The organism is Helicobacter pylori (assembly GCF_017594925.1).
In the GTDB taxonomy this organism is placed as follows: domain Bacteria; phylum Campylobacterota; class Campylobacteria; order Campylobacterales; family Helicobacteraceae; genus Helicobacter; species Helicobacter pylori_DP.
This window is the reverse complement of sequence record NZ_JAALNT010000013.1, coordinates 23,265-46,739: the sequence shown is the minus strand read 5'-3', so window position 1 is coordinate 46,739 and position 23,475 is coordinate 23,265. Positions and strand designations below refer to the sequence as shown.

Annotated in this window: 19 protein-coding genes, 4 tRNA genes and 1 pseudogene; 5 read left to right on the top strand and 19 right to left on the bottom strand. The window is 38.7% G+C overall.

The genetic code is table 11. The features are described 5' to 3' along the window. Nucleotides 1-183: 183 nt before the first annotated feature. Both G6069_RS05740 and G6069_RS05735 read left to right on the top strand, forming a co-directional pair. On the top strand, nucleotides 184-396 hold the full coding sequence (locus G6069_RS05740; protein ID WP_079360308.1) for a type II toxin-antitoxin system HicB family antitoxin: 213 nt from the start codon (nucleotides 184-186) through the stop codon (nucleotides 394-396). Next, a pseudogene (locus tag G6069_RS05735) lies at nucleotides 389-583 on the top strand (type II toxin-antitoxin system HicA family toxin). The gene G6069_RS05740 and the pseudogene G6069_RS05735 overlap by 8 nt, the downstream one beginning before the upstream one ends. A gap of 73 nt (nucleotides 584-656) precedes the next feature. On the opposite strand, the gene speA reads toward G6069_RS05735, so the two are convergent. From speA to metG, 6 genes are read right to left on the bottom strand one after another with little or no spacing between them, the layout of a single operon-like run. Then, on the bottom strand, nucleotides 657-2,504 hold the full coding sequence (gene speA / locus G6069_RS05730) for an arginine decarboxylase (RefSeq protein WP_077656473.1): 1,848 nt from the start codon (nucleotides 2,502-2,504) through the stop codon (nucleotides 657-659). Between the two features lie 14 nt (nucleotides 2,505-2,518). Further along, entirely contained in the window at nucleotides 2,519-3,688 is a 1,170-nt protein-coding gene (locus G6069_RS05725; RefSeq protein WP_197293652.1) for a glycosyltransferase family 4 protein, read from the bottom strand. A 4-nt stretch (nucleotides 3,689-3,692) separates the two neighbouring features. Next, nucleotides 3,693-4,121 (bottom strand): hotdog domain-containing protein, encoded by a 429-nt coding sequence (locus G6069_RS05720; RefSeq protein ID WP_001158316.1) that lies wholly within the window; start codon nucleotides 4,119-4,121, stop codon nucleotides 3,693-3,695. 14 nt (nucleotides 4,122-4,135) lie between these two features. Beyond that, nucleotides 4,136-4,921: a tRNA 5-methoxyuridine(34)/uridine 5-oxyacetic acid(34) synthase CmoB gene (cmoB, locus tag G6069_RS05715; RefSeq protein ID WP_197293651.1), complete on the bottom strand. Its 786-nt coding sequence runs from the start codon at nucleotides 4,919-4,921 to the stop codon at nucleotides 4,136-4,138. Nucleotides 4,922-4,924: 3 nt separating this feature from the next. Next, nucleotides 4,925-5,932 (bottom strand): ferrochelatase, encoded by a 1,008-nt coding sequence (locus tag G6069_RS05710; RefSeq protein WP_197293650.1) that lies wholly within the window; start codon nucleotides 5,930-5,932, stop codon nucleotides 4,925-4,927. After that, nucleotides 5,933-7,870, bottom strand: a complete 1,938-nt coding sequence (metG, locus tag G6069_RS05705) for a methionine--tRNA ligase (protein ID WP_197293649.1) — start codon at nucleotides 7,868-7,870, stop codon at nucleotides 5,933-5,935. 170 nt (nucleotides 7,871-8,040) lie between these two features. Between metG and cfaS the strand changes: the two genes are divergently transcribed. After that, nucleotides 8,041-9,210 (top strand): cyclopropane fatty acid synthase, encoded by a 1,170-nt coding sequence (cfaS, locus tag G6069_RS05700; protein ID WP_197293648.1) that lies wholly within the window; start codon nucleotides 8,041-8,043, stop codon nucleotides 9,208-9,210. Nucleotides 9,211-9,219: 9 nt separating this feature from the next. Here the strand turns inward: cfaS and G6069_RS05695 are convergent, their stop codons facing one another. The 13 genes from G6069_RS05695 to G6069_RS05640 all read right to left on the bottom strand — a co-directional run bounded on the left by G6069_RS05695 (nucleotide 9,220) and on the right by G6069_RS05640 (nucleotide 20,107). Beyond that, complete coding sequence (locus G6069_RS05695) at nucleotides 9,220-11,091, bottom strand: mechanosensitive ion channel family protein (protein ID WP_197293647.1); 1,872 nt, start codon at nucleotides 11,089-11,091, stop codon at nucleotides 9,220-9,222. Nucleotides 11,092-11,675: 584 nt separating this feature from the next. Continuing rightward, nucleotides 11,676-11,752: transfer RNA gene (locus G6069_RS05690), tRNA-Arg, on the bottom strand. Nucleotides 11,753-11,774: 22 nt separating this feature from the next. After that, nucleotides 11,775-11,851, bottom strand: a tRNA-Arg gene (locus tag G6069_RS05685). Between the two features lie 60 nt (nucleotides 11,852-11,911). Continuing rightward, nucleotides 11,912-11,988: transfer RNA gene (locus G6069_RS05680), tRNA-His, on the bottom strand. A gap of 67 nt (nucleotides 11,989-12,055) precedes the next feature. Then, a tRNA-Pro gene (locus G6069_RS05675) sits at nucleotides 12,056-12,133 on the bottom strand. A gap of 182 nt (nucleotides 12,134-12,315) precedes the next feature. Beyond that, the gene (gene hpaA2, locus G6069_RS05670; RefSeq protein WP_197293646.1) at nucleotides 12,316-13,065 is read right to left on the bottom strand and encodes an HpaA2 protein; all 750 of its coding nucleotides are present in this window, start codon (nucleotides 13,063-13,065) and stop codon (nucleotides 12,316-12,318) included. A 19-nt stretch (nucleotides 13,066-13,084) separates the two neighbouring features. Beyond that, nucleotides 13,085-13,192 carry a neuraminyllactose-binding hemagglutinin-like domain protein gene (locus G6069_RS08120; protein WP_079295566.1) on the bottom strand — a complete coding sequence of 36 codons (108 nt, stop codon included), beginning with the start codon at nucleotides 13,190-13,192 and terminating at the stop codon, nucleotides 13,085-13,087. Continuing rightward, nucleotides 13,149-14,675 carry a glutamine-hydrolyzing GMP synthase gene (guaA, locus tag G6069_RS05665; RefSeq protein ID WP_197293645.1) on the bottom strand — a complete coding sequence of 509 codons (1,527 nt, stop codon included), beginning with the start codon at nucleotides 14,673-14,675 and terminating at the stop codon, nucleotides 13,149-13,151. The genes G6069_RS08120 and guaA overlap by 44 nt, the downstream gene beginning before the upstream one ends. A gap of 10 nt (nucleotides 14,676-14,685) precedes the next feature. Further along, complete coding sequence (locus tag G6069_RS05660) at nucleotides 14,686-15,174, bottom strand: hypothetical protein (protein ID WP_001020235.1); 489 nt, start codon at nucleotides 15,172-15,174, stop codon at nucleotides 14,686-14,688. Nucleotides 15,175-15,339: 165 nt separating this feature from the next. Next, nucleotides 15,340-17,730, bottom strand: coding sequence for a molybdopterin guanine dinucleotide-containing S/N-oxide reductase (locus G6069_RS05655; protein WP_197293644.1), 2,391 nt, complete (start codon nucleotides 17,728-17,730; stop codon nucleotides 15,340-15,342). 105 nt (nucleotides 17,731-17,835) lie between these two features. After that, a complete protein-coding gene (locus G6069_RS05650) occupies nucleotides 17,836-18,426 on the bottom strand; it encodes a DUF3972 domain-containing protein (RefSeq protein ID WP_000352070.1) in 591 nt (196 codons plus the stop codon). A 25-nt stretch (nucleotides 18,427-18,451) separates the two neighbouring features. Continuing rightward, a complete protein-coding gene (locus tag G6069_RS05645) occupies nucleotides 18,452-19,774 on the bottom strand; it encodes an aminotransferase class V-fold PLP-dependent enzyme (protein ID WP_197293643.1) in 1,323 nt (440 codons plus the stop codon). 18 nt (nucleotides 19,775-19,792) lie between these two features. Then, nucleotides 19,793-20,107, bottom strand: coding sequence for a histidine triad nucleotide-binding protein (locus G6069_RS05640; RefSeq protein ID WP_097696552.1), 315 nt, complete (start codon nucleotides 20,105-20,107; stop codon nucleotides 19,793-19,795). Nucleotides 20,108-20,187: 80 nt separating this feature from the next. Here G6069_RS05640 and pheS point away from each other — a divergent pair, with 80 nt between their 5' ends. Beyond that, nucleotides 20,188-21,174 (top strand): phenylalanine--tRNA ligase subunit alpha, encoded by a 987-nt coding sequence (gene pheS, locus G6069_RS05635; RefSeq protein WP_097684757.1) that lies wholly within the window; start codon nucleotides 20,188-20,190, stop codon nucleotides 21,172-21,174. Then, nucleotides 21,174-23,468, top strand: coding sequence for a phenylalanine--tRNA ligase subunit beta (gene pheT / locus G6069_RS05630; RefSeq protein ID WP_197293642.1), 2,295 nt, complete (start codon nucleotides 21,174-21,176; stop codon nucleotides 23,466-23,468). Before pheS ends, pheT begins: the two co-directional genes overlap by 1 nt. Nucleotides 23,469-23,475 lie beyond the last annotated feature (7 nt).

Below are 23,475 nucleotides of genomic sequence, written 5' to 3'. Positions count from 1 at the left end.
GAGATGTTAAATAAGGGCGAGGCTGAAAATTTAGAAAACTAAACCCCCCATGTGGGGTGGCTCTCTTTTTTTAATCTCTCTTTTATTCTTTTATTTTTTTATTCCCTCTCTAACCTGTTAATTTAATTTTGTTTAAAATATATTATGTGTATAATCATAAGAATTTTAATCAAAGGTAGTGCCATGCTTATAAACGCTGTCATAGAAAAAGATGAGAATGGGTATTTTGCTTTTGTCCCCTTTCTAAAAGGTTGTGTATCACAAGGGAAAAGTTATGAAGAAGCCTTAAGAAATATTAAAGAAGCCATAGAGCTTCATTTGGGAGATTTAGAAGCCGATGAGTTAGCTTTTCTTTCTAAGAAAAATTCTGTAACCATTGAGATAGCTTTTGCCTGAATTGCCACGACTCACAGCTAAAGAAGCAGAGAAGTTATTATTGCAGAATGGATTTGTTTTCTCTAGGCAAAAGGGCAGCCATAGAATTTATGTGAAAGATAAAATCAGGTGAGTTTTGCCTTTTCATTCTGGCGAAATCTTGCACCCTAAAATAGTGAAAGAAATCATGGAAAATATCCTTAAATGAAATCTAAAGAAGTCTTAAAGATCTTAAACAATATAAAAACCCAACAAAAAGCGTTTTTAGTGGGTTTTTGCGTTTAAGAAATCGTGCGCAAATACCCGTTTTCGCTCAGCATGACATACAAGCGCCCCATGATTTCTTTCTTTTCTTCCATGTCCAGTTGGTTGTTGTCTTCAATTTTTTGTTTTAAAAGGCGCTCGATCTCTTTGGTGTCATAGTCCAAATCGTCTAGCACGTCTAAAATCGTTTGGGCTTCGCAAATATCTTCCACTTCATAATCGCCTTTTTCATCAAAAACCACGCTAAATTCCGTAGGGTGCGTGAATAAATTGTGTTTCATGCCTAAAACTTCTTGATACGCTCCCACTAAAAAGAACGCTAAAAAGTATTCTTCTTCATCTATGTCTATATCATGCAAAAACAAGGGTTTGGTGGAATCAAAAGCGATTTCCCCATCGCTATCGCAAGTAATATCCCACAAGCTCGCGCTCCTGGTGGGCTTTTCATCTAATTTATTCAAGGGCATGACCGGGAAATTCTGTCTCAAGCCCCAATAATCCGGCAAGCTTTGGAAAAACGAGCAATTCAATAAATAGCGCTCTTGGACCTGCTCTTGAATGCGTAAAATATCGTTATGATCCTTAACATAAAGCAATTGCACCGCTTTTTTGACGATCAAATGGGCTAAAACTTCAGTGTTGCTCCTGTCAATCAAATCAATATAGCCCAAATCAAAAAGCGTGAATAGCGACTCGGTGTGATCAAAACTATCATGCAAGTATTCAATGGCGTTTTTTTCATTGATATTAGCGAGCAAGTCTAGCATTTCATCAATCAAGGGGGGGTTATTATTTTCTTTGATTTTTAGGGATTTTTCATTGTATTCATGCGAAAACAATTCTAACACCGGAGCCACTAAAACGGCATGGTTAGCGGAAATGTAACGGCCTGATTCAATGAAAATATCCGGCTCTATTTCTTGCTTATTTTTCACAATTTCCCTCAATAAAAACACCACATCAGCGCTGAATTCTTCTAAAGTGTAGTTTTTATCTTGGTGGTGCTTGTGTTGGGTGTATTCTACGGCTAACCCCCCTCCAATATTCACGCTATTAAGATTTTTAGCGCCCATTTTACGCAATTCTGCATACAAGTTACCCGCTTCTCTTAAAGCCTTTTTTAAGGGCGAAATATCGCTGATTTGAGAGCCTATGTGGAAATGTATCATGTGGAAATGCTCTAGTAAGTCGTTTTCTTCTAAAAGGCGCATCGCTTCTAAAACTTCAGTGCTGCTAAGACCAAATTTAGAATTGATTCCCCCACTCTTTGCCCAAACGCCAGTGCCAGCACTGTGCAAACGGATGCGAATGCCAATTTTAGGGCATGCTACAAAATCGTTTTGTTTAGCCACGGCGATAATGGTTTTCAACTCATTCAAACCCTCAATCGTTAAAGTGATCTCATGCTGCATGCTTTTAGCGATAAAGCCAAGCTCAATCATTTCTTTGTCTTTAAAGCCATTCACGGTGATAGGGGCTGTGGGGTTAGTGTAACTCATCGCAATGATGAGCTCAGATTTACTCCCGGCCTCTAAACCATAATCCAAGCCCTTAGCCCCCTGAACTAAAGGCAAAACAAACGAGGGCATTTGATTGACCTTTAAAGGGAAAACCGCCTTAAAAGCCCCGCTGTATTGATACTCTTTAATCGCTGAAGAAAACGCATCAAACAGGCTTTTGATTTGTTTTTGCACCAAATGGGGGAATCGCACCAACAAAGGCCCTCTATAGCCCTTATCGCGCACGCTTTGAACGATTTCTAAAAGCGAGGGGTTTTTGCCATGACAAACTTTAACCAAGCCTTTTTCTATCTTAAATTCGTTATTGCTCCAAAAATTAATCCCATAATCATGGACTTCTTGCATTTTTTATCCTTTTATCACGATAAGGTTTTAAAGAGATGGGGGTTGTTTTTAAAATCTCTGATCGCTTCTTCATAAACTTTTTCAATTTGAATGACTGAATTTTCTAAAGTGTAATTTAAAGCGCTTTTAGCGTATTCGTTTTGCATTCTTTCTCTTTCAAGCTTGTTTTCTAACCACCAATCTATTTTAGAGCTCAAATCTTTAGCGTTATCAGGCTCAAATAACGATCGTTCATCTAGCGCAAATTGCCTGGTCGCGCTTAAAGGGCTATTAGCGATAACAGGCACAATCCCCACGCTAATGGCTTCTAAACACGCAATCGCTTCGCTTTCCACATTGGCCGTGTGCGCATAAAGGGTGCAAGTTTTTAAAATCTCTAACAATTCATTAGAATTGACAAACCCAAACTCCGTTTTTACGCCTAGTTTTTGGGCTAGAAGTTTGATTTTTTTCTCATCAGGCCCTTTGCCCTTGAGTAATAATACAATATCTTGTTTGTATTTGCTTAAAGCAATCGCTTTGATTAAAACGCTTTGGTTTTTTTCATTAGAATAGCGCCCTACCATAGCGATTTTAAAGGGTGTGGTGTCAAAAAGGCTTTTTTGTGGGTGTTCGCATTTAAACATGGGATCAAAGCCGTTAGAAATAGCGTATTTTTTCCCTCCATAATTGTATTTTTCTAATTCTTCTACAATGAATTTTGACGGGCAATGGATATGGTGGATATAGCGGTAATGCGAAGATTTAAACCACGAAAAAAGCGTCATGTTAAACCAAGAAAATTGCCCCAATTTCATGTTATAGGAAATATGCTCTGGCTGTAAATGGAAAGAGCCAATGTAAGGCACTTGCATTTCTCGCGCGATTTTTACGGCTGTTTTTTCTAGCAAAAAAGGCAAATAAGTATGGATTATATCCGCTCCCTTAAAAGCCTTTCTTAAGATTTTTTCATCCGGTTTAGCAAAAAGGATGTGTTGTTTGTGTGAGATTTCTGTAACTAGGGGGATATAGCGCTCTTTAAGGTTGTAATACCCTTCTTCTTCACTCCCTAAATTATCCACATAAGGGGCAACCACTCTCATCACATGCCCTCTTTTTTTCAGCGCTTCAAAAAAACGAAACGCTGTCATAGAAGTGCCATTACTGGTGTCTTTAAAGCTATCCACGACTAAAACAATAACCATTTAACTACTCTTCTTTAAAATTGAATTTAAAAGGCTTTTTATCAAACACCACGATTTCTATCATCCCCTCTAAAACCTGAATGTCTAACACAAACGCCTCTATTTTTATTTCAGCTTTTTTCACGCCATCTTGAATGACTTGCGCTTTAATGAGCGCTTCTTGATTCAATTCTAGGGGGGCGTAAAAATTGATGTTATTAGAAACCACCACGCTGTGCCTTTTATTCAACGCGCACAAGGCCGCATAATTGCACGCAATAAGCACAAACCCAGCATGCACAAAATTTTCTTCATACACCATGCTTTCATTGCCCTTGAAACGCGCATGGGCTATATCTTTTTCTAAAACGACTAGTTCAGTGCCAACGCTTGGTTTGAAATTCTTACAAGTCTCTAAAGAGTCATAATCCACACGAACGACTGATTCTTGCACTATTTAATCCTTTATTAAAGCTTGCTTGGTTTAAGCATCTTAAAATACCCCCTTAAAGGAGCGTCATACCCCTCTAAAGTTTTAGAATAATCCGTTTTATCCAAAAAATCTTCCAAACTCTGCCCCAAAATAAAATCCGTTTTACGCTGTTCTTTAGGCGTGGTCTTTGAAACGCTAAGAATCTCAAAATTTTCAAACCCCACCCTTTCGCACCACCCTTTTAGCGTGCTAACGCTAGGGATAAAATAAACATTTTTCATTTTAGCGTAAGTTTTTTTAGGGCAAAGGGCGATGTCTAGGGGCGAATTAATAATGAGCGTATCCAACACCAGCTCCCCTTTTATTTTTAAAGCATGATATAAGGCTTTTAAAGCCTCTAGCGGGCTTTTTCTGTGGTATAGCACTCCTAAGCAAAAAATGACATCAAAAGCGTTAGAGTATTTTTCATGCAGATCCTCTACCCCTAAAGACTCATAAATGATCTTTTGTTCTTTATCAAAAAAGGGGGCTAAAAATTCAAATTGTTTTTTGACTAAAACGCCCGGATCAAACCCCACCAAACTTTTAGGCTTATATTCTAGCATCTTAAACAAGTAATAGCCGTTATTGCAACCCACATCAGCCACAACCTTATCTTTTAAGGGAGTGGCGTTTTTGACTAGATCCCATTTAATGGAGCTATCCCATTCGCTATCAATCTTAATTTGAGAAATTTCAAAAGGGCCTTTACGCCATGGCCTTAGAGCCATGACTTCTTCTAAAAGGGTTTTTGGATTGAAATTATCGTTACAAATGAGCATGACTTACCATAGCGTGGGGGTTTTTCTAAAAAGAGGGGGGTTTAGAAGGGATTCTAAATGAGAATAGCTAATCCCATAAATAAAAGCGAAATTAAACGCTAAATTTTTTAATTGCTCTTTAAGGTTGTTATGAGTGGTGTAACAATAAGGGTTATTTTTTTCAAAGAAAGCCGCGCTGTTTTTACGACAAAACACGACAATTTTCCCCCACGACAAAGTCTCAAGGGCTTTTTGAAGCATCATTTCAAACAATTCTTTTGAAGTCTCAGCAACAACCACCCTTGCCGTTGTGCCATAAGGGGCTATTTCTAAATTTTTATTCACAAAAAAGGGTTTGCAATGATCTAAAGCAGGTTCTTTCTTGCTTAAAAGATTCAAATCAAATTCAATCTTTAATTTTTCGCACAATTGAATGACCCTTTTTAAAGGCTCTAAAAAGACGCATGGCATTTTTAATTCATACTCTTGTTTTTCATAGACTAAAGCGCTGCAAAAAAACGATTGGTTGAGAATCATTAAACGGCTTTCTTTTAGATATTCTTTCAAGCGCTCCTGCTTGTAAAACAAATGAAGCCACTCCAATTTATCAAAAAAGGCTATTTTACACCCATCTATAATGAATAAATCTTCAAGACTTTCTTTCAAACACCACACAAAATCGCTCACGATGATTTTAGAAGCGATCTCTAATTCTATGGGGCTTAACAACGCTCCGACCACGCGCTCGTTCAACAAGCAAAATTTAAACAAATGGTTCAAAGAATGCTCTATATCTTTAAGCTTGATCCATGCCACATCCTTATCGCTTAAAGGATATTCTCCTGTGTATAAGATCCCATAAGCCCCTAACTCTAAGGCTTTAGGAATGAGCGCATGATCTTTAGCGGCAAATAAAGAGCCTTTTTGGACTTTATTTAAGGACAAAACAATAGAATTAAAATAGCTGATTGAGGGCGTGTTTTGCAATTCACCCAAACTCAATTCTACGGCTTCATTCACCCCTAATCGCATTTAACTGATCAAACTTCCTGCGATTTTTTCTTTGGTAGGGCTGATTAAAGCCAGATTATCATTATCTCGCACCGCTAAAATCATGCCCTCACTCATTTCGCCCATGAGCTTGGCGGGTTTTAAATTGGCCACCACGCACACCATTTGTCCCACCAAACTTTCAGGCTCATAATCCAAAGCGATCCCTGAGATGATCTGCCTCAAACGATTTTCGCCTAAATCCACTTTTAAGCGCAGTAATTTATTGGATTTTTCAATCCTTTGAGCTTCTTTAATAAGCCCTACTTTAATCTCTACTTTTTTGAAATCCTCAATACTGATATAGTTTTCTTGTGTTGGTGGGGCTTTTTCTTTTTCTGCTTTTTTTTCTTTTTCTTGATTTTCTTTCAGTGGGGCTTTTTCCACTTTTTCCATTTTACAAAATAAAGGCTCAGTGTCTTGTAAAACCATATCTTGTAAATTTTTAAATTTAAAAAAGCGTTCGTAATTATTGGGCGTGATTTCTACATGAAAAGCGCTCGCTAATTTCATAGCGCTCTTTGGCATGAATGCATAGAGCAAGAAGCTTGATTGTAACAGCGCGTTTGCGATCAAACTCAACAAAGCTTCTAGTTTTTCTGATTCGTTGTTTTTGTACAAAACCCACGGCTCTTCTTTAGCGATGAGTTTGTTTAAAAAATCATAAACATTAAACAATTCCTCTAAAGCTTTATGCAACTGCATTTTAGGCACAAAAGAATTAGCGTTATCTAATATTTGATGCGCTTTTTCTAGCTCTTTAGGATAATACGCAGTGATTTTGGCGCTTTTTAAAGAATAATTGAAATATTTTTTAGCCATGCCTAGCAAGCGATTCAACAAATTCCCCAAATCGTTGTTCAAGTTCGCATTGATCCTTTCTACTAACGCTTTTTTAGAAAAATCCCCATCTTGTCCAAAAGGCACCTCACGCAATAAAAAATAGCGTAATTCTTCAATCCCATACTCCATGGCGAGCTTTTGAGCGTCTAAAACATTGCCCAAGCTCTTACTCATTTTCACGCCCTCTATCGTCCACCACCCATGCACACAGAGCTGTTTGAATAAGGGTAAATTCAAACTCATCAAAAAAGCTGGCCAATAAATGGCATGGAAGCGTAAAATATCCTTACCCACAATATGCCTAGTGCGTTCAAAATGCACCATTTTATTGTCTAAATCGTTCAAATACCCTAACGCGCTCGCATAATTCAATAAAGCGTCCAGCCAAACATACACCACATGTTTAGGATCGTTCATTTTTTTAGGTAAAGGAATGCCCCATTCAAAGCTCGTGCGCGTGATAGACAGATCCAATAAACCCTGCTCAATAAAAGAAGTTACCTCGTTTTTACGATAAATGGGCAAAATCGCTTCAGGGTTTTTAGCGTAAAATTCCAATAAAGGCTTTTCATACGCGCTCAATCTGAAAAAATAGCTCTCCTCTTCTAAAAGCGTGGTCTCTCTCAAGCAATCAGGGCATAGGACTTTACTATCTGTATTATCCACTTTAGAGATCGCGCAATAACTCTCACAGCTCACGCAATAATACCCGCTATAAGTGCCTTTATAAATATCCCCTTTTTCAAACATGATTTCAAAGGCGTTTTGCACGCATTTTTGATGCTCGCTGTCTGTGGTGCGGATAAAACCATCATAATCCAAATTGAAAAAATCCCACTGGTTTTTAAAAATCGCGCTAATGCTATCGGCGTAAGCTTTGGGGCTTTGATTCCTTAGTCTCGCGCTTTGTTCGATCTTTTGCCCATGCTCATCGGTGCCGGTTAAAAAAAAGACTTCTTCGCCTTGAAGCGTGTAATACTTCTTTAAAGTATCCGCAATCAAAGTCGTATAAGCATGGCCAATATGAGGGACATCATTCACATAATAAATGGGGGTTGTGATCAGTGATTTTTGCATCTTTATAATCGTGTTACCTTAAATTTGTTTGAAATCTCTTAATTTTAACATGCTTTTAAAAATTTAGAGAATAGAGGTTGAATTTATGCGTATTCATGGGGTGTTTTTAGCTTAAAATTCATTATAATTAACGCTCAAAAAATTGAAAAAAGAGTTCAAGGAATAGACAGATGATTTCAAAATTTTTGCTCAAAAGCATGTTCAAGCAGTGGAAAAACGGCGATTATCAGGTCGTTTTTTGGGATAATAGCGTTTATAGGAATGGCGAACATTCGCCTAAATTCACCCTTAAAATCCATCGCCCCCTAAAATTTAGCGATATTAAAAAAGACATGTCTTTAACGATCGCTGAGGCTTATATGGACGGCGTGATTGATATTGAAGGTTCTATGGATGAGATGATGCATTCTTTGTATTTGCAAACCAATTATGAGCATTTGCACAAACATGATAACGCTAAAGCTATCCAAAAGCCTGTCAAAGAAAGCTCCAACATTTCTAAACATTACGATCTAGGGAATGACTTTTATTCTATCTGGCTGGATGAAACCCTAAGCTATTCATGTGCGTATTTCAAAAAAGACGATGACACTCTCCATGCTGCCCAACTCCAAAAATTAGATCACACTTTAAAAAAGCTCCATTTAAAACCGGGTGAAAAACTGCTGGATATAGGCTGTGGCTGGGGCTATCTCTCTATAAAAGCCGCGCAAGAATATGGGGCGCAAGTGATGGGGATCACCATTTCTAGCGAGCAATACAAACAGGCTAACAAACGAGTCCAAGAGCTAGGGTTAGAGGATAAAGTAACGATCAAATTATTGAATTACCAGGATTTAGACGGGCGGTTATACCGCTTTGATAAGGTGGTGAGCGTGGGCATGTTTGAGCATGTGGGTAAGGATAATTTGCCCTTTTATTTCAAAAAAGTTAAAGAAGTGTTAAAAAGGGGCGGGATGTTTTTGCTCCACTCCATTTTATGCTGTTTTGAAGGCAAGACTAACGCATGGGTGGATAAATACATCTTCCCAGGTGGCTACTTGCCCTCTTTAAGAGAAGTGATGAGCGTGATGAGCGAGTGCGACTTCCACCTGCTCATGGCTGAAAGCTTACGAATCCATTACGCCAAGACTTTAGACATTTGGCGAGACAACTTCAACCACAATCTAGACCAAGTGAAAAGACTCGGCTATGACGAAAGATTTATCCGCATGTGGGATCTGTATTTAAGGACTTGCGCGTCCGCTTTCAGGGTAGGGAGCGCGGATTTATTCCAATTGCTTTTAACCAACAGCGTGGATAACACTTTCCCCTTAACCAAAGAATACATCTACCAATAATTGCAAGTTTTAGATTTTAGCCCCTTCTTTCAGGCTAACTTCTGGCAAACTCTCCACATACAAACTCTGTGATGGGAAAGCAAAACTCAAATGGTGCTTTTCTACAATCCCCATGATTTTTAGCATCACGTCTTCTTTGACTTCTAGCCACTCTTCCCAAACCACCGTCTTAGAAAAACAATACACTAAAATATTAATAGAACTGTCCGCAAACTGATCCAAAAAGACAAACAGATTGTTTTTATACCCTAAAAAATCGTCAATAGAAACAATATCTTTTTTAAACATGTAGCGGTAATCGCTCGCGTTTTGCAAAGTGCTATCGGCTCCATTAGCGATTTTGGGGTGGTTTTCTAACATTTCTTTAATGTCTTTCACGCAAAGCTGTAAGGCGCTTTGGCTGGAGCTATAAGTTAGGCCTATTTCCATTTTAATGCGCCTTCCCACTTTACGCCGGCTCCAATTCCTGATGGGTTTTCCGGCTAACTCTGAATTAGGCACGGACAAAAGAGCGTTATCAAAAGCCCTGATTGTGGTGCGCCTTAACCCCATTTCCACCACCGTACCTTCCACTTCACCGCACACGATCCAATCCCCTTGAGAAAACGAATTGTCTAACAATAAAATAACAGAAGCAAAAAAATTCGCCAACACGTCTTTAACCGCCAAAGCCACCGCTAACCCCCCAATCCCTAAAGAAGCGATGATGGCTGAAACGTTAAACCCTAGTTGCTTTAAAACCCCTAAAAGCGTGACAATGAAGATCAAAAAATACACGACTTTTAAGATCAAGTTGATCACTTCTTTTCTAAAATTGTGCGTGCTTTTGGTAGCCATATTCGTAACTAACGCTTCCCCATAGCCTTTAAAGAGTGCTATCACTAACCATGCTAAAAGCATGATATACACCGCGCCCACCCACATAGAAACTTTAGGGGGTGATGCGTTAGGGTAGTAGAAAATGTCTAAAGCTATATCGCAACTGAATAGGGCTAAAAAGACAGAAACGGGCGAAACAATGCTCTTTTGCACATTGACATGCATTGTTTTATTGCGTTGCATGATTTCAAAAATACGATCTAATAATAAGGCTAAAAGCCAAGTGATCAATTTCCTTAAGCCCAACAATAAAGCTAAAATCATCAAAGCCAGCGCGATCTTACTCACTTGCAAGCTATGGGCTGTGAAAGGCAAAAACTTGCTGATTTTGTTTAACACAAAATCCATATTCACTTCCATGATCAAGTTTTTAGGAAGCACTTCTTTAGGGTGGTTTTTGATGTAACGCAAGACTTCGGTATAGGTGTTCAAACGCAATTCATAATCGCTAAACATCTGCTCTAATTCATGCATTTTGACATTGCCTAAATTTTTAGGGAAAGTGTAGAGTTTGAATTGCCCTAAACGCAAAAGGAAAGCATCGCTGATACTTTCCACGTCTTTTTGTTCGCTAAAAATATCAATACTGCTCCTGATTTTATCTATAAAACGATACAAAATTTCATCTATCAACAAAATATCTAAAGACAATCTATCTTTCATGAAAGTGTAGAAATCATCGCCCTTAATGCTTTTAGACAAACGCTTTTTGATTTTTTCCTGCTCTTTTAAATTTTGGTTTATATCAATCCCGATCTTATCCCTTTCATTCAACACTTTAGAAGTCAAACTTTTAATCAAATCGTTCTTTTGGGTGTTATACAGAGAGATTTCAGCGCTTCTTTCAGGGTTTTTTTTGTAAGTTTCAATGACTTGATTGAGCTGGTTGATTTGATTGAAAATCAAAAACAAATCCACCGCATCTGTCTCATGCTCTTCAACCGCCCTCAAAGGATTTAAAAAGAGCGATAATACCAATACCCACCACAATAATAAACGCATGCAAAACCCCACTCAAACAAGATAAAATTTTTCTCACAATTTCTAGCGATTATACCAAAAATTAGAAACGCTTCGCCCCATAAAGTTACCCATGCAATTTGAAAGCGCTTTTTATTTATCCCTAAAAAGCGGGCTTTAACTCAATTGTGAGCCTCTTTTTAGATCGCTATATTACTTGATGCGATGCTTTGAGTATTTTTACATTTTATGATTGAGATTCAATTAAAAACAGAGCCTTAATTTTTAACAAGTCTTGCTTTATAGTAGGATTTCGCACAAGTCGTAGTCAAAAAGCTTTCCCTGTTCGGCGCGATAAAGTCACGGATAATGTGCATGTCTTTTATTCTTACATGTTTCACTTTTTAGGTTTTTATAACCGCTTTTATTGAATTTTTTCATGTAAGATCTGTGTTTTAGAGATTTCCAACCCTACCACTTGTCATTGGGCTATTTTGATGATCAATCTTTAGAAGAAAGAACCATAAAAATGTAGTACCCTATGCCTATAAGAAAAACAAGAATTAAGAAAATGAGTAATCCCCACTCTAAAGAATCCATAACTCCTCTTTAAAGAATGTCAAAAGTGGTGCGCTTGGCAGGACTCGAACCTGCGACCTACGGCTTAGAAGGCTGTTGCTCTATCCAGCTGAGCTACAAGCGCATTGAATGGTATTAATGTTAGGTGGTACGCCCGAAGGGAGTCGAACCCCTAACCCCCAGATCCGAAGTCTGGTGCTCTATCCAATTGAGCTACGAACGCTTACAATTCAAATAAAGGAATGACTAACATAAAACTTGGTAAAACGCTTATTTAATGAGATGGGGTGGAAGATGGGAATCGAACCCACGACCCTCAGGACCACAATCTGATGCTCTAACCGACTGAGCTACTCCCACCATTCAATGAAAGGAAGCGATATTCTACCAAAGAATTTTAAACAGAACAATAAATTATGCAAAAAAGTGGTCGGGGCGAAAGGATTCGAACCTTCGACCCCTTGGTCCCAAACCAAGTGCGCTAACCAGACTGCGCTACGCCCCGAAATTTTCACATGAAGCGTTATTATAACTGAATTTTTTGATTTTTGAGCGTAATTTTTCAAAAATGCCGCTAAAATCAAAAGCGGAACTCAAAAATTGTATTAATTCCAACTCCCCCACCCTTTTAAAAAGCTACTTTTTAAAAAAGCTCTCAATGATTTTAAGCTTTTTGTTTCTTAAAAACTACTTTCGTTTTTTCATTTCACTAGAAACTTTTTCATAACGTTCCATGTGTTTTTTGCTTAACTCTTTGGTAATATGCACCATCACTTTATGATAGGCTTGATTCATGATTTTTCTAATGGCTTGATCATGATCGGTTTCTTTAATCTTATGCACAAAAGTTTTGGGGACAAAACCTCCAGAATTGGTGCGTCGCAATTCCACTCTTTCAATCACAGCCTTAATCTTTGAAACATCAATACCAAAACTATGGATAATATCTTCACTTTTTGGCTCAACAAAATTCAAATTCAAATACCCCGAAGACATGTCTATCACCTTTTCTTCATTCGCCGCATCGTTTTCTTCCACAATATCTTCTAAGATAGCCACATTCCCATCCATGCGTAAAACGAGCAACGCTTTTTCTTTGATGTCTTGAGGGATTTCGCTAACGTCTTTAAATTGCGAAACGCTATAGCCTTTTCTCTCTAAAAAACTACTCAATTGGAGAAACAAAGATTTCTCAAACTCTTTTTGATAATTTTCAGGGATAACTTTATTAGCCTCTATCTTAGGATCGATTAAGACAACTAAATGGCCGTTTTTAGGCTCTTGCTTGCCTTTAATGGGGTAATGGAAATGCAACTCCACGGACTCGCCCATATTATTGTGCTGTTGCTTCATAGGCATTCCATCAGCTAGAGCCGTATAAAACGCCCCACTTGCTAACAACGATCCTAAAACGATTGCTAAACTACCTTTTTTCATTAACTTCCTTTCTTTCTTTTTATTTAAAATCAATTCCTAATCTTACCCAAAAAATCCCACTTTTAGCGCTATTTTTAAGATAATCATTCCCATTCAATCGTTCCTGGTGGCTTAGAGGTAATATCATACACCACCCTATTGATACCGCTCACTTCATTAGTGATGCGGTTAGAAACCTTTTCTAAAAAAGAATGCTCTAAAAATGAAAAACTCGCTGTCATGCCATCGCTCGCATTTACCGCTCTTAAACAAATAGCGTTTTCATAAGTGCGGTTATCCCCCATAACCCCCACAGAATTGACATTCAACAGCACGCAAAAAGCTTGCCAAACCTTGTCATACAAATTGGCTTTTTTAAGTTCCTCCATAAAAATAAAATCCGCTTCTTGCAAGCGTTTGATCTTACTCTCGCTGATCTCGCCTAAAATCCTTATCGCAAGCCCAGGCCCTGGAAAGGGGTGGCGCATTAAAAAATCCTGGCTAACGCCCAATTCTTTACCCAACAAACGCACCTCATCTTTAAACAATTCCCTTAAAGGCTCTATGAGTTTAAAGTCCATCCATTCAGGCAGTCCGCCCACATTATGGTGCGTTTTGATCACTTTTGAAGGCCCTTTAACGCTCACAGATTCAATCACATCAGGGTATAGAGTGCCTTGGGCTAAAAATTCAATCTTGCCTTTTAAATGGTGCTTTTTGGCTTCTTTTTCAAACACTTCAATAAAGGTTTCGCCGATGATTTTTCGCTTCAATTCAGGCTCGCTCACGCCCCTTAATTTAGACAAAAAGACTTCTTTAGCATCTATCGTGTTTAAAGGGATTTGCAAGTCTTTAAACATCGCTTGCACCCTTTCTTTTTCATTTTTACGCAACAAGCCATGATCCACAAAAACAGCGATCAAATTATCCTTAATGGCTCTGTGTAATAGCGTAGCGACCACCGTAGAATCCACGCCCCCACTCACCGCGCACAAAACCTTAGCGTTAGCAATTTTTTCTTTCAATCGTGCGATTTCTCTTTGAGCGAAATGCTGCATCCCCCAAGTTTTTTCACAGCCGCAAACTAAAAGGGCAAAATTTTCTAAAATCTTACCCCCTTCTTCGCTTTGAATGACTTCTGGGTGGAATTGCAAGCCAAAAATCTTATCGCTTTCAATCGCGCAATAGGGCGAATTAGGGCTTTTTGCAAGGGTAGTAAAGCCTTTAGGCAATTCTATGACTTTATCCATGTGGCTCATCCACACAAGGCTTTTAATCTTCACGCCTTCAAAAATCACAGAATTTTGAGCGATTTCTAAAACAGCCTTACCAAATTCTTGCTCATTCGTGCAAGCCACCACGCCCCCAAAAAAATCCACCAAATACTGCATGCCGTAGCAAATCCCTAAAATCGGCAAATTCAAATCAAAGATTTTCTCGTTAGGCTTGTAAGCGTCTTTAGCATACACGCTCGCTGGCCCCCCACTCAAAATCAAACCTTTAGGGGCTTTTTTTTGAATGTTTTCTATGCTTTCAAAAAAAGGGACTATTTCTGTATAAATCCCGCTCTCTCTCAATCTTCTAGCAATCAGCTGTGTGTATTGGCTCCCAAAATCTAATACTAAAATCATCGCTCATTCTTTATTTTTGTGGGATCTGTGTTTTATTGTATTGATTTTTGTAATTCACCCTATAGCTTTCAGCCAACTCAGGCGCTTTTTGCACAAACCAGCGTTCTAATTTTTCTAGTTCGTATCTGTAATTTCCACCTTTTGAGCAATATTGAGAATCAATCAGCGAAAACACATAGAGCGTCTTATTTTCTTTAGATTGGAATAAAAACTCCTTATGGAATAGCGCTTTTTTAGGCATGCCACTCATCAGAGTCTCAGGCAATAAAAAAGCGTCAAAATCACAAAGCACTTTTTTACTCAATTTGTTGCTTTTGGTAACCACAAAAATGATCTCTTTTTTCATGTCTTGTTTAAAAGCTAATGAAAGCACATTCAAAAAGGGCGGAGTCAAACTTTTATCCACCCTAACCTTAAAAGCTTTAGAATCCCCTAATAAGACCCCCATAAATAAAACCAACCCCACGCAACATTTCAAACTCGTTTGAAAAATATTCATCTTTTATCCTTTAAGTGTCAATATTGAAAACAGAAATTAAACGCATTGATTGGGTATTATAATATAAAAATTGAGAATTACGCTTTAGTTTGGCTAGTAGTCAAGTCTTTAGTTATTAAGTCTTTATTGGGTAAAAACACTCTCATGCTAGTATTTTCACTCCGTTTAAGCCCCAATGATGCTTGGTGTTGAAATAGAATGATAGGGTTTGACTAATTCATACCTTCTAAGTCTTCTAATATTGACTAAAGCGGTATTGGCTGAAATGGCTTGTGTCATGCTGCTTGTGGGGCGTAAAGAAGTGAGCGTATTCACATGCCCTGCATTGCATCGTGGGTTTCTAACCCTCCCATCTTCTGGGTCATACCATGCCCCTTTTTGGATACTCAAAACCCCTTGACGGATATTCTTAGTTACAAACGCCCCTGCTAACAACCTCCCCCTAGCGTTAAACACTTCTACAATTTCACCATGCCTAATGCCTAATTTATTAGCGTCTAGTTCGTTGATCATTACAGGCTCTCTGCCTTGAATTTTATACACATTCCTAACCCAAGTGTTATCAAGCTGTGAATTGACACGGTATTTTGGGTGCGGAGAGATTAAATGGAACGGATAAATCTCAGCCATTTTAGAGCCTAGCCACTCAGCTGGCTCAAACCAAGTGGGATGCCCTTTAAAATCAGCCAGTTTAAAATCCGCGCATTTTTGAGAAAAAATTTGAATTTTCCCGCTCTCTGTATCCAGCTTATTATTAATAGGGTCTTGCCTGAATTTCGCATGACGCACAAACTTTCGCGCATTTTCAGGGATTTCAAACTCCACAAAGCCATCCCTCCAAAATTGATCAAACGATTTCAAAGTAGGGCCATCGCTTTTTTCATAAAGGCTCTTAATCCATTCCATGTAACTCTTAGATTCAGTGAATCGCTGCTCTGTTTCATTGCCCCCAATGCGTAAAGCAAGCTGTCTGAAAATCTCATAATCGTCTTTGGATTCATAAACAGGCTCTACCACCTTACGCATGGCATAAACCACATTCTTAGAATAACTCCCCCCAAAAGTAATATCATCTCTTTCCATAGTGCTAGTGGAAGCAAAGACAATATCAGCAAATTTCGCTGTAGGCGTCCACCAAGGCTCATGCACGATCACGCAATCTAAGGTTCTTAAAGCGCGAATCAGCTCGTTCGTATCAGCTTCATGCCCTAATAAATCCGTCCCGCAATTGTAGATCATTTTGATTTTAGGTAATTTAAGTTTTTTACCCATAAAATCAATTTCTTTATCCGGATTCAAAATCGCTTCAGAAACTCTAGATGCTGGAATAACGCTTTTTACAGAATTATGCCCTTGCGAAATCATAGGAACAATTCTTGCCCCCGAGCTCGCTTGAGCGTTTCCTCCATAATGCATAGAAAAGCCAAAGCCCCCACCAGATAAGCCCACTTGACCAATCATACTAGCTAAAACAATTAACGCCCAATCCGGTTGCTCGCCATACTGAGCTCTTTGCATGGCCCAATTACCCGCTAAAAAAGTGCGTTTAGAGACAAACAAATCCGCTAATTCTTTGATCTTTTCTGCGCTCACTCCAGTGATTTGAGACGCCCATTCTAAAGTCTTAGGCGCATTATCGCCCTCTCCTAGCAAATAGGGTAAAAATTTATCAAAACCATCAGTGTATTTAGCGATAAACGCTTTATCATATTGATTGCTCGTATAAAGATAATGCATCATGCCTAGCATTAACGCTACATCAGTGTTAGGGCGAATGGGTATCCATTCAGCATTAAAGGCTTGAGCGGTTTCGGTATAAATGGGATCGATACTAATGAATTTAATACCGGCTCTTTTATACTTAGGGTAGTAGCTGTCATTGACATGGTTTGGCACAAAATAATCAATGCAGTTGCACTTGAGTAAATCCGCCCCCCACATGACATACACCTTACAATTTTTAATCATCTCTTCATGCGTGGTTTGTTGCGAATAAACTTCCATATCCCCTACAATCATAGGGTTTATTCTTGCGGCCGCACCATTACTATATTCCCCATCAGTGCCAATAGCCCCCCCTAAAGTCGTATTAAAAAAACGCCATGCTAAATGATGACAACGATGCAAGCTGCCCGCATGCCCCCAACCACCATAACTGGCATTATAGATATTTTCTTTAGGGATTTCTTTAAGCTTTTTAGCCGCTAAATCCAACGCCACATCCCAACTCACGCGTACAAACTCTTCTCTCCCGCGCAATTCTTTGTGGTTTTTTTTGTTTTCTAAAAAGCTCTTACGCACGCAAGGATACTTCACCCTACTATCTGAATACACCCTATCTGCCATCGCTTTTAACATCATAGTAGGGTTATAATCGCTCTTTTGAGGGACAATATCTTTAATTACTCCATTTTGAACCTTTGCGATAAAGGGGCCAAAATGCGTTGCATGCGGAATGGATTCCACTTTTTCAAAACTATTAATGGCTTTTAAAACATTAACGCTAGCGAACGCGATTGGGATTTTTTTTAGGATACTCCTGCGTGAAATGGACATGATTCTCCTTCAAGCTTGCATTCTGTTAAAATACCCCAAATTCTAACATATATTCACATAAAATTATCGCTAATAAGCTCTCAAAGCATGGGCGTTAATTGAAAACTACTTTTTATTCACGCTGCTCATGTCAGCGACTTTCCCCCACATCAAGCGGTATTTCCTCTTCATAAATTCAATTTCTTCTCTCGCTTGGTTGAGTTCATCTCGCAAAAGATCGATGGTTTTTTTATCTTCTTCATAGACTTCTTGCATAGAGATTAAAGCGTCTTTTAAAAACATGTTTTCATTTTTAAAGGCTGAAATCGTTTCATCTTTAGCGCCAATGACTTTATCATGCAAGTTTAAAATCGTGTTAATGGTCTTTTCCACAAACACAGGCTCTAAAGAACGCCCGTTCATATCCATAGAAATCAAATTATTTTCTACCTTTTTGATTAAAGCGTTTGTCCCGCTGCTCGCATCAATTAAAAGTTTGTTGTGGCTTATTTTGCTCTTGATTTTACCAAGATTCACTAATTCCAAAATCCTTTCTTTAGGAAGCCCTGAAAGGCGGCTGAACTCTTCTAATTCAAGCCATGCTAAAGCGCTCAAATCTTCTAAAACCACCGGCTCTTTAGACTCTTTTTCTTTATCCTCTACCTCTTGTTCATTTTGTTGCACCGCTTGCGCTTTATTCAAATCTAAAATATCCAAATTTTTCCTTAAAAATAGTTTTAGCTTAACGCAATTTTTTAACCGCTTTTTTCAAGCTGTCTAGCAAATAATCAATATCATTTATGGAATGCGTGAAGTGCAAACTCACTCTAAGCCATCCGGGTTTAGCGTTAAAATCGCTTGACTTTTGAGCGTTAAGATTCAATAAATCATGCCCATAAGGCCCCGCACAAGAGCAACCTGCCCGGGTCTCAATAGCGTATTCATAGCTTAAGATTCTCGCTAAATCATAGGGCGAAATCCCTCCAATATTAAAAGCCACTACCCCCACACGACTCGCTGTTAAATTCCCATAAATATTAATAGCGGGCAAGTCTTTTAAGCCATGCATTAGCACTCTTAAAAGGTTGTTTTCTTTCTTGTGGATAAAATCCAAACCGCATTCATCTCTCAATTGATACGCTAGAGCGCTCCTGTAAAATTGCAACAATCCTGGCGTGCCAAATTCTTCCCTCAAAGGCAATTCATCAATAAATTCATGCCGTGTGCGATTAGCGTATTTAATCACGCCCCCTGCGCTAAAACTCGGGGCGATCTGCGTGTCAATCAAATCTTTAGAAATGCCTAAAAGACCGCACCCTCCAATGCCCCCTAAAAGCTTATGAGGCGCATAAAAACCGGTTTGGTACTCGCAATCTTTAGGGTTAGCATGCGCGCTAAAATTCGCTAAATCCAAAGCTAAAGTGGCCTTATATTCCTTACACAATGATGAAACTTCTTTTAAGGGCGTAAGCAGTCCGGTTACATTAGAAGCCGCACTCATAGAAACCAGGCTGTTAGGGGATTTTTTTAAAGTTTGCTCTAAAATTTCTAAATCCAATAAACCATGTTCATTCAAAGGGATACGCACCACTTCACACAAGCCTTCACGCCAACTAATTTCATTAGAATGATGTTCATAAGGCCCTACAATCACACGCTTTAAAGCCATATCTTTCAAATACGGCTCTAAATTTTTCTTCGTTTTTGAAGGGATACACACCCCTAAAATTTCTTGAAATTTCTTAATCGCTGAACTCGCCCCATACCCCGCACTCAAGACGCAATGATTAGTGCTCAAATTTAAAGAATGCTTCAACTTTTCTTGGCATTCTTTTAAAAGCATGCCCATTAAAATCGCATGTTTAGAAGCGATGGAATGAGCGTTCGCGTAATAAGGCAGTAAGGATTTCACGCGCTTTTCCACTAAAACGCTCGCCAAACCTGAAGCCCCCCAGTCAAAATAAGACACCCCTTTTTTTAAAACAATACTGGATTTAACCTGTTCTAAAGGGCTCTCGTTAGGGTTGAGTAAGGGAGCAAAACTCCTGTTTAAAAACGCTTGCACGAAATACCACCAACGCTTTTAATGCATATCCTCGCTTAAAATATGAAAATGCAAATGCATCACCTCTTGCCCTGCGTTTTTACCCACATTCGTTAAAAGCTTGTAACCCTTCTCTTTGATGCCTAATTTTTCCACCACTTCAAAAATAAAACTTGTCATTTGCGCCATAAGCTCTGGGGTGATGCCATTAAAATCCTGAATGCTTTGCTTAGGGATCACTAACGCATGCACTTTGGCTTTAGGGTTAATGTCATAAAAGGATAAAAAACGATCGTTTTCTAAAATCTTAGAACAAGGGATTTCGCCTTTGATTATTTTTTCAAACACATTCATGCTTTTTTGCTACCTTTTAAGGTTTTTCTTTTATTAAAGTTGTATTATAGCTTTTTAAAAATAAAATATAAGGATCGTTATTGCACACCTTAATAGAGCGATTAGAAAAGGTTACTAATAGCAAAGAGTTAGAAGAAGCGCGCTTGAATGCTTTGGGCAAAAAGGGGGTTTTTGCGGATAAATTCAACCAGCTCAAACATCTGAACGGCGAAGAAAAAAACGCCTTTGCTAAAGAAATCCACCATTATAAACAAGCGTTTGAAAAAGCCTTTGAATGGAAAAAAAAGGCTATTTTAGAGTTTGAATTAGAAGAACGCTTGAAAAAAGAAAAAATTGATGTGAGTTTGTTTAACGCTATTAAAACAAGCTCTTCTCACCCTTTAAACCACACTAAAAATAAAATCATTGAATTTTTTACCCCATTAGGATACAAGCTTGAAATCGGCTCTTTAGTGGAAGATGATTTCCACAATTTCAGCGCTTTAAACTTGCCCCCTTACCATCCTGCAAGAGACATGCAAGACACTTTTTATTTTAAAGATCACAAGCTTTTAAGGACCCACACTTCGCCCGTTCAAATCCACACCATGCAAGAACAAACCCCACCCATTAAAATGATTTGTTTAGGCGAAACCTTCAGGCGCGATTATGATTTGACCCACACGCCCATGTTCCACCAAATTGAAGGGCTTGTCGTGGATCAAAAAGGGAATATCCGTTTCACGCACTTAAAGGGCGTGATCGAAGACTTTTTGCATTATTTCTTTGGCGGCGTGAAATTAAGGTGGCGCTCTAGCTTTTTCCCTTTCACAGAGCCAAGCGCTGAAGTGGATATTAGTTGCGTGTTTTGCAAGCAAGAAGGCTGTAGGGTTTGCTCGCACACAGGCTGGCTGGAAGTGTTGGGTTGTGGCATGGTCAATAATGCGGTGTTTGAAGCCATAGGGTATGAGAATGTGAGCGGGTTTGCTTTTGGCATGGGGATTGAAAGATTAGCCATGCTGACTTGTCAAATCAATGATTTACGCAGTTTCTTTGAAACTGATTTGAGAGTGTTGGAGAGTTTTTAATGAAACTGAGCGTCAATGATTTGAATGTTTTTGTCAATACGCCTAAAGATATAGCCAAACTCTGTGAGGATTTGAGCCGCTTAGGTTTAGAAGTGGAGAGCTGTATTTCTTGTGTTGCCCCTAAAAATGTGGTTGTGGGTAGGGTTTTAGAAAAAGCCCCCCATAAAAACGCTGAAAAACTCAGCGTGTGTCAAGTGGATATTGGCAAAGAAGTGTTGCCAATCGTGTGTGGGGCTAAAAATGTCGCGCCAAACCAATTCGTGCCAGTCGCCCTCAAAGGAGCGATCATAGGCTCAACCACCATCGCTAAAACGGAGCTTAGGGGGATTGAAAGCCATGGCATGATTTGCTCTAGCACTGAATTGGGCTTCCCTAAAATCAATGATGGCATCTTGGAATTAGATGAGAGCGTTGGGGAGTTGGTTTTGGGGAAAGAATTAAATGAATACGCCCCTTTCAACACGCATGTTTTAGAAATTTCATTGACTCCCAATCGTGGGGATTGCTTGAGCGTTTTAGGTATTGCCAGAGAGATTAGCGCCTTTTATCACACGCCCCTAAAACCTATTAAGGCTTTAAATTTTACGCCAAAAAGCGATTTTGTCACGCTTAGTGTGGGTGAAAATATTGAATCGCATCTGGCTTATTATTTGATTTATAATCATTCTTTAAAAACCCCTTTAAATGTCAAACTTTCGCTCGCTCATAATAACGCCTTAAGTGAGAACGATCTGAACAATTTCATAGAATTCAGCGCGCATTTTAGTGGGGTAATAATGAACGCTTATAACCTAAATACAACCCCTATGGATTTGAGCGTGAAAAACGATGAAAACAACCTTGAAAGCGTTTATATCAACCATCAAAAACGCTCCACGATCGCTATCAAGCATCAAGTTCAAAAAGATTTGAGCGAGCATTTGCTTTTAGAGGCAAGTTATACTGATCCGATAAGCCTGTCTTTAAAATTACACGCCCTAAAAGATAAAACGCTTCAAAAAGACAACGCCCTTATTTATAGAAGCGCTAGGGGGAGCAACCCTAATTTATCAGATGGCTTGAATTTTTTAAGCGCTCAGTTAAAAGCCACGATTTTAGAAAGCAAACAAACTGAGCATTCTTTAAAAGATCGCACCCTTAAATTCCAACTTGAAGACATTACTGAAATTTTGGGGCTTGCTGTAGAAGAAGAAAAAATTCAAGGCATTTTAAAAAGTTTAGGCTTTAAAGTTAGCATAAAAGTGTCAAACTCAAAACCCCAAATTTTAGAGATTATCGTTCCCAACTTCAGGCATGACATTAAAACGATCCAAGATATTGCTGAAGAAATCTTGCGCTTTGTAGGGATTGATAATTTGATCTCAAAGTCTCTTAATTGCATCAGTAATAAAAATTCAAACCCCCATTATGACACGCACCGCTTTTTTGAAAACCTTAAACACAAGGCTCTCGCTTGCGGTTTTAAAGAAGTCATTCATTACGTGTTTTACTCTAAAGAAAAACAGCAAAAACTAGGCTTTGAAGTTTTAGAAGATCCCCTAGAATTGCAAAACCCTATCACAACGGAATTAAACACCCTAAGAACGAGCCTTGTTTGCGGGCTTTTAGACGCCAGTTTAAGGAATAAAAATTTAGGGTTTAAAAGCATCGCCCTTTATGAAAAAGGGAGCGTGTATAACGCTAAAAGAGAAGAAGTCCAAAAACTAGGCTTTTTAATAAGCGGCTTACAAAAGAAAGAGAGCTACCCTGATGCTAAGGGCAAGGCGTGGGATTTTTATTCTTTCGCTGAATGCGTTTCAAGAATTATAGGGGATTTTAGCTTGGAAAAACTAACCACTCAAACCCCCATTAACCACCCCTACCAGAGCGCTAAAATCATTCAAAATAATGAAGTCATAGGCGTGATCGCTAAGATCCACCCTAAAGTGATCCAGGAATTAGATTTGTTTGAAAGCTATTACGCTGAGATAGACGCTTCTAAACTCAAACGCCCTGCCATGCTATTAAAGCCCTTTAGTATTTACCCTAGCAGTGTGAGAGATTTGACTCTCATCATTGATGAAAATACCGCTTTTAGCAAGATTAAAAAAGCCCTAGAAGACGCTCAAATCCCTAATTTAAGCGAGATTCTACCCCTTGATATTTTTAAAGAAAGCGATAACACCATAGCCTTAAGCGTGCGTTGCGTGATTCATTCTTTAGAAAAAACCCTGAACGATGAAGAGGTCAATTCAGCCGTGCAAAAAGCGCTTGAAATTTTAGAAAAAGAATTTAACGCCCGCCTTAAAGGATAATATAAAG